Raw genomic sequence first — 13,193 nt, forward strand, 5'->3', positions numbered from 1 at the left:
GCGAGCTGCGCTGTGCGACCGGTCCGTGCAGAGCTTACCCGTCGCCCGGACTTTCGTCAAGCAAGAGTCGGTTTCTGTTAGGGTCGCGCTCGGATGGCCGCGCTCTGCCCGCCGTTACTTCGCCGCAGCCTCTTTCGGGATATTCATGGTCACGCGGACGACGTCGCCCTCGGTCTGTGTTTCCACGACCAGGCCGGAACGATGGAAAATCTTGAGCATCCCGCTGTTCTCGACCAGCACGTAGGCGTGGAATGTGCGGATGCCGCGCTCGCGGGCGATGTGCAGCAGGCGCTCGAAGAAGTACGTCCCGAGGCCCTTGCGCTGCCAGTTGTCCTGGACGGTGAAGGCGACTTCGGCGACGAGGCGCTCGGGGTCGGTCATGTAGCGCGCGACGCCGACGACTTCCTCGGCGCCCGGCTGGCCGTAAAGCCCCACGATGGCCATTTCCGTGTCGTAGTCGATCGTGCAGAACACCTGCATCTTGTTGTGCGGCATCGATTTCAGGGCCGCGTGGTAACGCAGGTACTTCGTCTGCTCGCTGAAATTGTAGAACATTTCGCGCATCATCGGCTCGTCATCCGGCCGGATCGGGCGGACGAAGATCTTCTCGCCGGTGCGCGTCGTGTACGTCTCTTCGTACTGCGCGGGGTACGGTGCCTGGACCGGCGGCATGATCTGGTTGGGGTAGACGATGCGGCGGCGCTTGGCCGCGTGCAGCAGCTCGGAGCGGAAGTCCGGATGCGCGATGCTGATCAGCGACATCGCCCGCTCGCGGAGCGTCTTGCCGTGCAGGAAGGCGACGCCGTATTCCGTCACGATGTAGTGCGTGTCGCCGCGCGTGGTGATGACGCCGGCGCCCTCCTGCAGCGTGGCCACGATCCGCGACTTCAGCCCCTGCGGCGTGTCGGCTGTGCTGGGCATGGCGATGATCGGCTTGCCGTTCTTGGCGAGAGCCGCGCCGCGGATGAAGTCGGCGTGCCCGCCGATGCCGCTATAGAGGAGCTGGCCGAGCGAATCGGCGACCACCTGGCCGGTCAGATCGACTTCGAGGGCGGCGTTGATCGCCACCATGTTCTCGTGGCTGCTGATCACCACGGGATGGTTGGTGTAGTCGGACGGGTGCATCTCGATCTGCGGGTTGTCGTGCATGAACTCGAACAGCTCGCGGCTGCCGGCCGCGAAGCTGCCCACGATCTTGCCGGGGTTGATCGTCTTGTAGCGGCCGGTGATGACGCCGGCCCGGGCCAGCTTGAGCACGCCATCCGAGAACATCTCGGTGTGGATGCCGAGGTCGTTCTTGTCGGTGAGCTGCGCGGCAACGGCGTCAGGGATGCGGCCGATCCCAAGCTGCAGCGTGGCGCCATCCGTGATCAGGCGGGTGAGGTGGGTGGCGATGCGGCGCGTGACGTCGTCGGTCGCGTCGGCGACCACCGGCCATTCCAGCAGCGGCTCGTCGTGTTCGACGAGATGGTGGATCTGCCGCACGTTCAGGAAGCAGTTGCCGTGGGCGCGCGGCATGTACTTGTTCACCTGCGCGATGACGATCTTGGCCGTCTCGACGGCGGCCTTCGTGATGTCCACGGACACGCCGAGGCTGCAGTTGCCGTAGTCGTCCGGCGGGCTGACGCACACCAGCGCCACGTCGATCGGCAAACGCCGCGAGCGGATCAGTCCGGGCACCTGGGACAGGAAGATCGGGGTGTAGTCGGCGCGGGCCTCGTTGACGGCATCACGAACGCTGCTGCCGATGAAAAACGCGTTCGGGCGGAAATTGCCGGCGTACTTGGCCTGGGCATACGGGGCCACGCCGAGCGTGAGGACGTGCACGACTTCGGTGTCGGCCAGGTGGTCGCCGTACTGGGCCATGGCCCGCACCAGTTCCTGCGGTTCGCCGCAGGCGGAGCCGATGAACACGCGGTCGCCGGCGCGGATTTTGTGGACGGCTTCGGCGGCGGGAACGATCTTGTTTGCGTGTACTTCACGCCATTTGCTGGACATCGCACGATTCTCCGAAAGCTCGCCGGCGCTGGCCGGCCGGCAGCAGGCATGGCCGGTCCTCAACGGGCCGGCGTTACTTGTTCTCTGCGAGGATCAGCCGCGCGTCGGCGACCATGGCGCCCTGGCCACTGGCATAGACGATCAGCGGGTTGATGTCGAGTTCCTTGATCCGGTCTTGGTCGGTGACGAGTTGCGAAAGGCGCAGCAGACACTCGGCGATGGCCGGCATGTCGGCCGGCGGCTCGCCGCGGAAGCCGCGCAGCAGCTTGTGGGCGCGGATGTCCATGATCATCTCGAGCGCCACGTTCTCGCGCAGCGGCGCCAGGCGGAACGAGACGTCCTTCAGCGCCTCGGTGTAGATGCCGCCCAGGCCGAACATGAGCAGCGGGCCCATGCGCGGGTCGCGCGACATGCCGAGGATGATTTCCTTGCCCTTCGGCAGCATCTTCTGGACGAGCACACCCCAGACCTCGACGTCCGCGCCCATCTTCGCGCGGACCGATGTGATCATCTCGTCAAACGCTGTCCGCACGCCGGCCTCGTCCGTCAGATTCAGCCGCACGCCCCCCACGTCCGTCTTGTGCAGGATCCTGGGGCCGGAGATCTTCAGCACCACCGGGAAGCCGATCTTGGCCGCGGCCTCGGCGGCCTCGTCGGCGGTGGTCGCGAGCTTGTACGGCACGATCGGAAAGCCGTAGTGCCGGAAGACCTCCAGGGCCTTCAACTCGACCAGCGTACTGCGGCCGGCCGCCAGCTCTTCATCCAGCAGCCCGGCGACCGCCTGGCGATCGACCTCGAAGGTCTTGTACGCCAGCGACGGCTGCCGCGTCCACTCGGCGAAACGGCACTTGGCGGCCATCGCCTTCATCGCGTCCTCCGGGAACGCGTACGCCGGCACGCCGTGCTTGCGGAGCAGTTGCACGCCGGCGGAAACATCGACGAGGCCCATGAGGCAGCCGACGATCGGCTTGCCGCAGAAGGACTTGGTCTCGCGGATCACGTCGGCGATGGCCGTGACGTCGGTCATGGTCTGCGGCGTGACGATGACCATGAGCTGGTCCACGCCTTCGTCGGCCGACACGGCGTCGAGGGCCGCGCGGTAACGGTCGTGCTTGGCATCGCCGATCACGTCCACCGGGTTCTTGAGACTGCTGGTCGGCGGGAGCTGGTAGCGCAGCGATTTCAGCGTGTATTCCTGGAACTTCGTGAGTGTCATACCGTTCCGGATGCACGCGTCGGTTGCCATGATGCCGGGGCCGCCGGCGTTGGTGACGACCGCGGTCCGGCGGCCATGCGGCAACACCGGGTCGACGAAGACCTCGGCGCAGTCGAACAGCTCCTTGACCGAGTCCACGCGCCGCACGCCGGCCTGGGCCAGCACCGCGTCGTAGACCTCGTCGCGCCCGGCGAGCGAGCCGGTGTGCGAGGCGGCGGCGGCGGCGCCTTCTTGCGTGCGGCCGGTCTTGATGGCGATGATCGGCTTCGGGTTGGAGCCGTGCGTGATCTTGTGGCAGGTCTCGATGAAGTTCTGCCCGTGCGAGAGCTCCTCGACGTACATGAGGATGGCCTTGGTGAGCGGGTCGGCCGCGAGTGCGAGCAGCAGGTCGTTCTCACTGACCGCGACCTTGTTGCCGAAGCTGACAAAGCGCGAGAAGCCGATGCCCACGCCCTTGGCATAGTCGAGCAGGGCGGTGCAGAGTGCGCCGCTCTGCGAGATAAGCCCGAACGGGCCGGCCTCGGGCATGCCGCGGGCGAACGTGGCGTTCATGGCGACCGTGGGCGCGGTGTTGATGATGCCCAGGCAGTTGGGGCCGACGATGGTCAGGCCGCGCTCGGTCGCCAGGGCCTTCAGGTCCTGCTCGCGTTTGATGCCCTCGCCGCCGACCTCCTTGAACCCGGCCGAGATCACGACGAAGTGCCGGGTGCCCTTGTCGGCGCAGGCCTCGACCACGCCCTGCACGTGTTGCGCCGGGATCACCAGGACCGCGAGATCGACCGGCTCGTCGATGGCCGGGATGCTCGGCACGCAACGGTTGCCGAGGATCGACTTGGCCTTCGGGTTCACGGGGTAGACCACGCCGGTGTAACCCCCGAACACGAGGTTCGAGATAATGGCGTTCCCGACCGAGCCGGGCGTACGCGACGCGCCCACGACGGCGATCGAGTGCGGGGCGAACAGGGGTTCGAGGTCACACGCCCCGGCTGGCGGAGCGGCGGCGGTAACGGCAGTCTGGCTCATGAGGTACAACTCCTGCGGGTGCCTGTCTGGCCGCCTCAGGGGCGGCGGACCCGGCATCATACCATGCCGCCGGGCGGTGTGCAGCCCGGATTCAAGGTGCCGAGGCTTGGTCAGGCCGCGGCCCGGGTGGTGAGCCGCCGATAATTCCACAGCAGGAGCATGACGGCCAGCGCGAGCAGGGCGGCACCCACCACCTGGTGCGCGGTGGTGATGGCCACGTCGAGGGCCCGCGGACGTCGCTGGGGCGCATCGTCGCCGGTGACGATCAGCGCGGCGATGCCCAGCACGATCTGCACGCCGATGAGCAGCAGGAGCCCGTGTCCCAGGCGATTCAGTACCGGGATCGTCCGGTACAAACCCCACGCGCGCACGCCGACGGCGACCGCGAGCAGCGCGACGACGACGGCCAACGTGATGTGCGCGTGGAGCGCCCACTGCCCGATGTCCGCCAGGCGCGCGGGGTCCACGGCGAGACCATAGCGCAGGATGTCCAGTGCCCAGGTGAAGTGCCGCACGAGTGCGCCGAGCACGAGCTGGCCGATCAGCGTGATCAGCAGCAATGCGGTGAACGTCCGATCGGTGCTGGCGGCCGGGGCGTACGCGGGCGTGACCGGCACGGACCAGGCGCGCGCGCGACACACCGCCAGGGCGACGAGCGCCACGAACACGATCTGCCCGAAGACGCCATGCACGATCGCGAGGATGACGCTCGGGCTGGTGTCGGCGGGCTGCGTGCTCAGAGTGAGCCGGCCGGTGACGCGCAGACCGCCGAGCATACCTTGGATGACCACCAGCAGCAGGGCGGTCCAGGCCAGCAGTTTGATGCGCCGGTCCCGTGCGGTCACTTGCGTGTGGATGGCCAAAACGAGCGTCGTCAGGCCAACCAGCGAGCCCAGCAGCCGATGGGCGTGCTCCAGATAAACCCCGCCGGTCATGCGCGCCAGCGGATAGAGGAACATGTTGTAGCCTTCGGTGTTGGGCCAGTCGACGACCGCGAGCCCTTCGTCGAAGCCGGTCACCAGCCCGCCCGCCGCGAGCAACACGAACGTCGCCGCCACGGCGACCGCGGCGAATACGCCCGGCCAGTCCGACGGGGTGCGCTCGGCCCGATAGAACGAGCGGCCGGCGAGGGCGCCGGCGCCGCCGAGAATCGCGGCGATCAGCACCGTGCCGGGTACCCACATCAGGGCGCCGTGCTTGACGGCGTTGGGCGTCTCTCCGCTGATCAGGCTGCCGACGATGAGCAGGTTCAGCGCGCCGGTCAGCAGCCCGGCCAGCACGCCCGTGCGCAGGCCGTTGCGCGCCAGGCGTCCGGCGAAGAACCCGCCCGCGAGCTGGCACAGCAGAAACAGACCGAAGAGCGCGGGGGCGGGCAGCGCGTCGCCGAAAAGGCGGCAGAAATAGCCCAGCGCCCACATGGCGACCGTCGTTCCGAACCCCAGCGCCAGCACGCTGCCGCTGTCTTCTCGCGCCGTCTGTGCCGTCACGCTTGCAGCTCCGTGGTCGTCGATCAGTGCGTTCTGTGCCCGGCCCGGCCCGAAACAAGGGCACCCGCACAAGATAGCGGCCCGCCACCGCCGCGGCCAGACACGGTCGTTCTCAATGGTAGCTCGGGTTGCGCGCTGCGTTTACGTCGTGCCGTGCCGGACTACAATCAGGGCGTGTTGCCTGGAGGAGACTCCGCGTGCCGCGGCCCCTGACGAACGGACTTGCCCCTGCATCGGTCCTGCAGCCACGGATAGGGCTACGCACGCTGCCCCTCTTTCTCGAGCTGGGCAAGGCGCGCCTCAGTGCCCTCGTCCTGTTCACGACCATCGTCGGGTTCGTGCTTGCCAGTCCGGACGCGGTCGCCTGGCGGCAGCTCGCCTGGACGGCGCTCGGCACGAGCCTCGCGGCGCTGGGCGCGAACGCGCTCAACCAATGGCTCGAGGTCGCGCGCGACGCCCGCATGCAACGCACGCGCGGGCGCCCGTTGCCGTCCCGGCGACTCACGGACACGGCCGCGCTGGCTTTTGCGCTCACGGCTGGCGCCGTCGGCCCGCTGCTGCTCGCGCTCGCCGTCAGCGCGCTGGCGGCGCTGCTCGCGCTCGCCACGCTCCTGATCTACGTGCTGATCTACACGCCTCTGAAGGTCCGGACACCGTTGAACACGCTGGTGGGGGCCGTGGTCGGAGCACTGCCGCCGCTGGTGGGGTGGGCCGCGGCGGCCGGGCAGCTCGAACCGGGGGCCTGGGTGCTCGCCGGCATTTTGTTCATCTGGCAGATCCCGCACTTCCTGGCACTGGCGTGGATACATCGCGAGGATTATCGCCGCGGCGGCTTCCGCATGCTCCCCGTGCTGGACCCGGACGGGCACCTCACCGGCTGCATTGTGGTGGTGTACATTCTGCTGATTCTGCCGCTGGCGCTGGCGCTCGCCTTTCTGGGTGTGGCCGGCTGGGTGTACGGCGTGGGCTCGCTGCTGCTCGGCGGTGGGTTTCTCGCGGCCGGCGTGGCGCTGGAAGGGTGTCGGTCGCGCGGCGCCGCGCGGCGCGTCTTCCTGGCCAGCGTGATCTACCTGCCGATGTTGCTGGGGCTGATGCTCATCGACCGCCGGTCCGGGGTCGCGGACCGCGCGGGGCTGGCCGCCACTGCGCCGCAGCACACGGCGCGCGCCGCGCCATCCCCGCCGCCGCCGAAGGAGATGCGCAGTGTCGCAGGCTGAGCCGACGGTCACGGCGCCATCCGCGCGGCTGTTCGATTTGCGCAGCGGTGGCTGGCTCGTGCTGGTCGCGGCGACGTTGTGCCTGGCCACCGTGGTGATCTGGGCGATCCGCATCGCGCGGCAGCCGCTGCGCGTCGGAGACGGACACGACGTCGCCAGCTACCGCTTCGACCTCACTACCTGCCTTGTGCCGCGCGCGCAGATTGTCGGCTCGGGCCTCTCACGCGACGGTCTGCCGGCGCTGACCAGTCCGCGCGTGTTCACCGTGGCGGAGGCGGACGCGTACTCGCAGGAGCTGCGCAGCCGGCACCAGGGCAAGTTCCTGGTCGGCACCGAGCGCGTGATCGGCGTCGTCGTGGAGGGCGTTGCGCGGGCGTATCCGTTGCGCATCCTGAACTGGCACGAGGTTGTCAATGACACGCTCGGGGGGTGGTCACTCGCGGTCACATACAACCCCCTTTGCGACAGCGCCGTGGTCTTCGATCGCCGCGTCGGCGACGAGACACTTGAATTCGGCGTCAGTGGACTGCTGTACAACTCGAACCTGCTGCTCTACGACCGCCGCCCGGGCTCGCGGGGCGAGAGTCTCTGGAGTCAGCTGCAGGCCCGCGCGATCACAGGCCCGGCCGCCGAGCGGGGGCGCACCCTGCGGATTGTCGCGGCGGCAGTCGTGCCGTGGAGTGCCTGGCGGGATCGCCATCCTGAAACGACGGTGCTCGCCCCCGATCCGGCGCGGCTGAAGGCGTACAAGAACAGCTACAAGCCGTACTTCGGCTCTGACCAGTTGTACTTTCCAGTGACGCCACTGCCGCCGGCTGACGGTCCGCACGCCAAAACTCCGGTTCTGGCGGTGCGCACGACCGGCCGCTGGCACGCGTTCGCCGTGCCGGAGATCGTGGCGCAGGCCGGCGTGGGGGACGTGTGGCGGCGGACGATCGATGGACTCGAGGTACAGTTCGCCGTGTGCGCCGATCCGCTGACCGTCTGGCCGCACGACGCCGACGTCGAGACGATCTACGCTTTCTGGTTCGCTTGGCACGCGTTGCACCCGGACCTGGCCCTGGAGCGCTGAACAGCGCCCCGCTTGACGCCGTGCACGCGGTGGTGGAACGTGTGCACCCATGTCCGCCCCGGCACTGCGCATGTCCAGGAGAATCGACCGCGCTATCGCGCTGCCATTGCTCACGCTGCTGGTGGTCACAGCGCTGCTGGTGACGGCTCTCGGCGCGACGGCCTGGATCGTGCTGCTGCACGACGGGCTGTACGTCGCCGCGGTGCTTCTGGCCGGGTGTGGTTGGGGCATCTGGCCGGCGGCGTGGCTGGGGCTCGCTCGACGCAGCGCGCTGCAGCAGGTGTGCGCGGCGCTCGCGTTGGGGCTCGGCATGCTGAGCAGCGCAACGCTGGCGCTGGGCACCGCCGGCGTCCTGAACCGACCGACGGCGTGGGGATTGATCGCGGCCGGCGCGGTGTTCGGCATCGCGCGGGTGGCCATGGCCGGGCGGCGCTGCGACATGCCGGGCGTGGTCGGGGGGATTCCAGTACGCGCCAGCGACGAGGTCAGGAGCGGGTCAGCCCCCTGGCTGGCCGTCGGGCGCACGTTGCTGCTTCTGCCGCTCGCGGTGCCACTGGCGATCGCGCTGTTCGGCGCCTGTCTGCCGCCGGGCATGCTCTGGCACAGCGAGGCGCGCGGGTACGACGTGCTGGAGTACCACCTCCAGGTCCCGCGCGAGTACTTCGACGCCGGCCGCATCCACTTCCTCCCACACAACGTGTACGCATCGTTTCCGCAGCAGATGGAATCACTCTACCTGCTCCTCATGCACGTGGTGGGTGGCGTTCTGCCCGCCGCCATTCCGAGCCAGTTGCTGCACGTCGCCTGCGGCGTGCTAACGGTCGTGGCGCTGGCGGCGTGGTCCCCGACCGGCTGGCTGCGCTGGATCGTCGTGCTGGCCGGCGGTTCGGTCCCCTGGCTGGTGTACCTGGGCAGTCTCGCCTACGTCGAGCTGGGCATGCTGTTTTTCGCGGCGGTGGCGGCCGGGCTGGTCCTCGACCAGCTTCGTCCGGACACACCGACGGATTGGCGTACAGCGCTCGCCGCGGGGCTGTGCGCGGGGTTGGCCGGCGGGTGCAAGTACACGGCGCTCGCGCTGGTCGCCGCGGCGCTCGCACTTGCCTGGCTGGCGGCCTGGCGCGCGCCGCTGCGGGTGCGGCTTGGGCGGCTGTCGCTGTATGTCGCGGGCGCGGTGGTCGCGTTCAGTCCCTGGCTCATCCGCAACACGGCGTTCACCGGAAACCCGGTGTATCCGTTTGCCTATCGCTGGTTTGGCGGAGCGGCGTGGAGTGCCGAGCAGGACCAGCGCTGGTCGCACGGCCACGCGGTTCGCGCCGACCGCAGCGCGCTCGGCGCGCGCTTACGCAGCGCATGGGACGAACTGCCGGCGGGGCGCTTCTATGGATCCGGTCTGTTTCTGCTTGCCGCGTTCGGGCTGGCGCTCGGCTGGTCGCGTCGTGCGGCGCTGCTGCTGACCTGGAGCGGACTGATCGTCGTGCTCTGGATGATGCTCACGCACATGCCGGGGCGCTTCGCCCTGCCCCTGGTAATACCGCTGGCGCTCCTGGTCGGCGGCGTGCAGGCGTCGATACACGTGGCCGTCCCCGTGCTGGCGTGCATCGCGTTGGTGGGCGCGGTTCTCAACGCCGACGACTGTGTGAAGGAGTTCCGTCGCAACGTGGCCACCTGGCAACGATACGGCGTGGCGCTGCCGGAGCTCGTGGGCGGGACGGAGGGCTTCGCCCAGAGCCAGCCGCTGGAGGGTTGGCTGCCGGCGGATGGATCGGCGTGGATCGTGGGCGAGGCGCGCGCGTTCTACCTGCCCCGCAACGTGCACTACACAGTCGTCTTCAGCCGCGACCCCTGGCTCGAATACTGCCGGACGGCGACGCCAGCGGAAGCGGTGGCGTGGCTGCGTACCCAAAATGTCTCATCTGTGGTATTTTCGTGGGCCGAGATCGAGCGGTTGCGGGGCACCTACGGCTTCGCGGACTGGGTGACGCCCGACTGGGTGGCGTCGCTGGCCGCGGCCGGTCTGCGGCGCCTGGAGCCGCCGGCCGGAGTCCGGCTGGGCGACGTTGAGGTATACGCGGTGCCACGCGAATGAGTATGGGCATGAAGCAACCCGCACGAATGGGCAGGGCGGCGCCCCGGTGCGTCGCATGAAGAAGGCAGCGCTCCGGTGGCTGTTGCCGTTCCTGCGTTACGGCCTGTGCGCCGTAGCGATTGTGTACCTGGTGCGGTGCGTGGACTGGCACGACCACGTGCGGCTCAGCGCGCCGGACGCGCACGGCAAACCAGTCTTTGTGCGGCTGGTCGCGCAGGAGGGTGACGAGCAATTCCTGGTGATTCGCAACGGCCGCGAGGAGACGCTGCCGGCCGAGCAGATCTTCTTCGCCGAGATCGGCGCGCGCCGACTGCCGGAAATCCGCCTTGGTATCGCGAGCGTGGTCCGCGATGCGAACAAGCTCGGCGCGCTGTGGGCGATCCTGCTGTTCCTGCCCGTTAGCCTGGTCCAGTGCAGTCGACTGGTCGTGATGCTGGCGATCCAGGGCGTGCGCATCTCGTTCTGGACGTCCACCAAGCTCACGTTCGTGGGAAACTTCTTCAACTTCGCGCTGCCGGGCACGACCGGCGGCGACCTGATCAAGGCCTACTACCTCACGCGCTACACGCACCTGAAGACCGAAACCGTGACGACGGTCTTTCTCGACCGCGCCATCGGACTGCTCGGGCTGGTGCTGATCGCCGGCGTCTCCATCCTGTTGACGCACGACCGGCAGAAATTCGGCCAGGTCATGGCGTCGCTCGCCGTCCTCTGCGCCGTGCTGGCGGCCGGCTCGATCGTCGTCTTCAGCCGCCGGATGCGCGAGTTGTTCCACCTCCGCCAGATCGCCGAGCACCTGCCGATGGGCGAGCAGCTGCTGCGCGTCGGGCGGGCCACGGTCGCGATGCGCCAGCACAAGCCGCTCGTCCTGCTGTCGCTCTTCATGACGCTCGTGCTCCAGGCGAACGTCATGATCTGCGCGGTCGTCATGGCGCGGGCGCTGGGTATGCACGGCGACGCGTCCTACTACTTCATCTACGTCTCCATCGGCTTCCTGATTGCGGCCATTCCCATCGCGCCGCCGCAGGCCTTCGGCGTCATGGAGGCGTTCTATGTGCAGTTCTTCACGCAAGGGGGCCTCGCGAATGATCCGGCCCAGGCCGTCGCCCTGGCGCTAGCCATGCGCCTGATCCAGCTCGTCTGGGCTCTCCCGGGTGTCCTGGTCCCGATCCTCGGCGCGCACCTGCCGGGGAAGGCCGAACTGGCGCACCTCGGCGCGGAAGCGCAGGCCTCGCTGGGAGCCGCCGACTCCACGGCCCAACCCGCCGCCAGCACCGCGGCCACACCCGAATGATTCCGCCCGAGCCTGCGCCGCCACACCGCGCTGCCGCGTGGCAGCTGCTCACGGCGTACGCGCTCCTCGCCGCGCTTATCGTTGGATTGCATGGCACGGCCCTGCGCGGCGGCCTGTTTATGGACGACTACGCGCATTACAAGCAGTTGCGGGAGAGCGACTGGACGCTGGCCGGGCTCGCGCAGGCTTGCCGTCTGGAGCTGGTCGGCGGCGTCATCCAGCTCTGGTGGCTGCCCGAAACAACCCTGCGCTTCTTCCGCCCGGTCGCGTTCGGCCTGATGAAGCTCACGTACACGCTCACCGGTTGGAGCCCGGTGGCGCTGCACGCGGCGTCACTTGGATGGCATTTCGCCGTGTGCGTCCTGCTGATGATGCTGCTGCGGCGGTGTGGGGCGACGCTCTGGCTGGCGTGGGCGGTGGCGGGGCTCTTCGCGCTGCACCCCGGGCAGGTAGCCACGGTGCAGTGGATCGCGTGCCAGACCGAGCTCATGGTCACGGCGCTGCTGCTGGGTGCGACACTCTGCTACGGCCGGTTCCGCGCGTGGCCGGGGTTCGGGACCGGCGCAGCCGGCGCGGCGATCGGCGGCGGCGTCCTGTTCGCGCTCGCGCTGGGCTGTCGCGAGAACGCCATCGTCTTCCCGCTTGTGATGGCCACTGTGGACGCCACGTTGTGGTGGCAGCGCAGACGGCTCAGGACTGGCGGCGATGCGCCACATCCCACTGCTGCGCGCGGGCGCAGTACATACCTGGTTCTCAGCTTCTATACCGTCATTCTCGCGATCTTCGTCGTATACCTCGCCGTACGCGGCCGCATCCTCGGCGGGAACAGTGTCCCCCCGCGTCCGTACGTCATTCCGCCCACGGCACCCGATTTCGTCCGCTTCATCCTGGACAAGACCTGGTACTACCTGCTGGGCGAATTCCTGCTCGCCCCCTGCGTGCCCATCGGCGGGCTGCCGTACCTCCAGGCGCGCCCCCTGATGTTCTACGGGCTGACGGCACTGGTGCTCGCACTCTTACTGGTGGTGGTGCTCCGCTGCCGCCGGGAGCCGGCGGGCGTGCTCGCGCCGGCATGGTTGCTCGGGTTCATGTTACCGGTGTTGCCGGTCTTCGTTTCGCCGCACCACCTGTACCTGCCGGCGGTTGGCTGGGCCCTCGTCGTCATGCTGATCCTGCGCGGGCTCGGCGCCGTGCGCAGCGAGCCGGACGCATCTGCGGCGCGCCGGCGTCGCTGCGTCATGTGGATTACTGTCGCTCTGGTCGGCACCGCGTTCGGCACAGCCACGTTCTATTTCGGGCTGGCGATCGAAACCGGCGTGGGCGTGGAGGATTGCCTGACCGAGGAACTCGCGGCCGCCCCCAGCGGTCTGCACGATGGCGACACGCTCTACATTGCCAACCTGCCGGTGCTGGGGCACTACGTCCGCCTGGCTCTGGAGCAGCACACCGGCCGGCGGGGACTGCGCGTCATCCCGCTGACGTGGTCGCCGCGCCTGCTCGGGCCGGCAACGCCGACCGAGTTGATCTGGATCGATGACCGGACGATCGAGATCCGCGTGGCGGACGACCGTTATTTTGCCGGTCCGCTCGGACTGCTCGTGCGAGAAGCAACGGGCCGCGATGTGCCGGATGAGGTCGATCGGCTGGCCGACCTGGGCTTCCGCGTGCGCGTGTTGGAGCGCGACGTCGGCGGAATCGCGGCCCTGCGTTTCGAATTCTCGCGGTCATTGGGCGCCCCGGGTGTACACTTGTTCTGGGGCTCGCGAACCCGCTGGGCCTGTGAAGTGAGGCCGTGACGTG

Annotated in this window: 8 protein-coding genes; 5 read left to right on the forward strand and 3 right to left on the reverse strand. The window is 68.6% G+C overall.

The window, feature by feature from the left end; genetic code table 11:
- Positions 1-114 precede the first annotated feature (114 nt).
- From KA383_14345 to KA383_14355, 3 genes are all read right to left on the reverse strand, one after another.
- Entirely contained in the window at positions 115-1,998 is a 1,884-nt protein-coding gene (locus tag KA383_14345; protein ID MBP7747298.1) for a GNAT family N-acetyltransferase, read from the reverse strand.
- A gap of 73 nt (positions 1,999-2,071) precedes the next feature.
- Positions 2,072-4,237, reverse strand: a complete 2,166-nt coding sequence (locus tag KA383_14350) for an acetate--CoA ligase family protein (GenBank protein MBP7747299.1) — start codon at positions 4,235-4,237, stop codon at positions 2,072-2,074.
- Positions 4,238-4,347: 110 nt separating this feature from the next.
- A complete protein-coding gene (locus tag KA383_14355; protein ID MBP7747300.1) occupies positions 4,348-5,724 on the reverse strand; it encodes a COX15/CtaA family protein in 1,377 nt (458 codons plus the stop codon).
- A 197-nt stretch (positions 5,725-5,921) separates the two neighbouring features.
- Here KA383_14355 and cyoE point away from each other — a divergent pair, with 197 nt between their 5' ends.
- From cyoE to KA383_14380, 5 genes are all read left to right on the forward strand, one after another.
- On the forward strand, positions 5,922-6,941 hold the full coding sequence (gene cyoE / locus KA383_14360; protein MBP7747301.1) for a heme o synthase: 1,020 nt from the start codon (positions 5,922-5,924) through the stop codon (positions 6,939-6,941).
- The gene (locus tag KA383_14365) at positions 6,928-8,013 is read left to right on the forward strand and encodes a DUF3179 domain-containing protein (protein ID MBP7747302.1); all 1,086 of its coding nucleotides are present in this window, start codon (positions 6,928-6,930) and stop codon (positions 8,011-8,013) included. The genes cyoE and KA383_14365 overlap by 14 nt, the downstream gene beginning before the upstream one ends.
- Before the next feature lie 49 nt (positions 8,014-8,062).
- Positions 8,063-10,099 carry a hypothetical protein gene (locus KA383_14370; GenBank protein ID MBP7747303.1) on the forward strand — a complete coding sequence of 679 codons (2,037 nt, stop codon included), beginning with the start codon at positions 8,063-8,065 and terminating at the stop codon, positions 10,097-10,099.
- A gap of 55 nt (positions 10,100-10,154) precedes the next feature.
- A complete protein-coding gene (locus KA383_14375) occupies positions 10,155-11,393 on the forward strand; it encodes a flippase-like domain-containing protein (GenBank protein ID MBP7747304.1) in 1,239 nt (412 codons plus the stop codon).
- Positions 11,394-11,512: 119 nt separating this feature from the next.
- The gene (locus KA383_14380; GenBank protein ID MBP7747305.1) at positions 11,513-13,189 is read left to right on the forward strand and encodes a hypothetical protein; all 1,677 of its coding nucleotides are present in this window, start codon (positions 11,513-11,515) and stop codon (positions 13,187-13,189) included.
- Positions 13,190-13,193 lie beyond the last annotated feature (4 nt).

The organism is Phycisphaerae bacterium (assembly GCA_017999985.1).
In the GTDB taxonomy this organism is placed as follows: Bacteria; Planctomycetota; Phycisphaerae; order UBA1845; family Fen-1342; genus JAGNKU01.

What these genes read in the sequence shown, in the direction of transcription:
- KA383_14350 (MBP7747299.1), bottom strand. Translation starts at nt 4,237, where the DNA reads ATGAGCCAGACTGCCGTTACCGCCGCCGCTCCGCCAGCCGGGGCGTGT.
- KA383_14370 (MBP7747303.1), top strand. Translation starts at nt 8,063, where the DNA reads ATGTCCGCCCCGGCACTGCGCATGTCCAGGAGAATCGACCGCGCTATC.
- KA383_14375 (MBP7747304.1), top strand. Translation starts at nt 10,155, where the DNA reads ATGAAGAAGGCAGCGCTCCGGTGGCTGTTGCCGTTCCTGCGTTACGGC.
- KA383_14380 (MBP7747305.1), top strand. Translation starts at nt 11,513, where the DNA reads ATGGACGACTACGCGCATTACAAGCAGTTGCGGGAGAGCGACTGGACG.
- KA383_14345 (MBP7747298.1), bottom strand. Translation starts at nt 1,998, where the DNA reads ATGTCCAGCAAATGGCGTGAAGTACACGCAAACAAGATCGTTCCCGCC.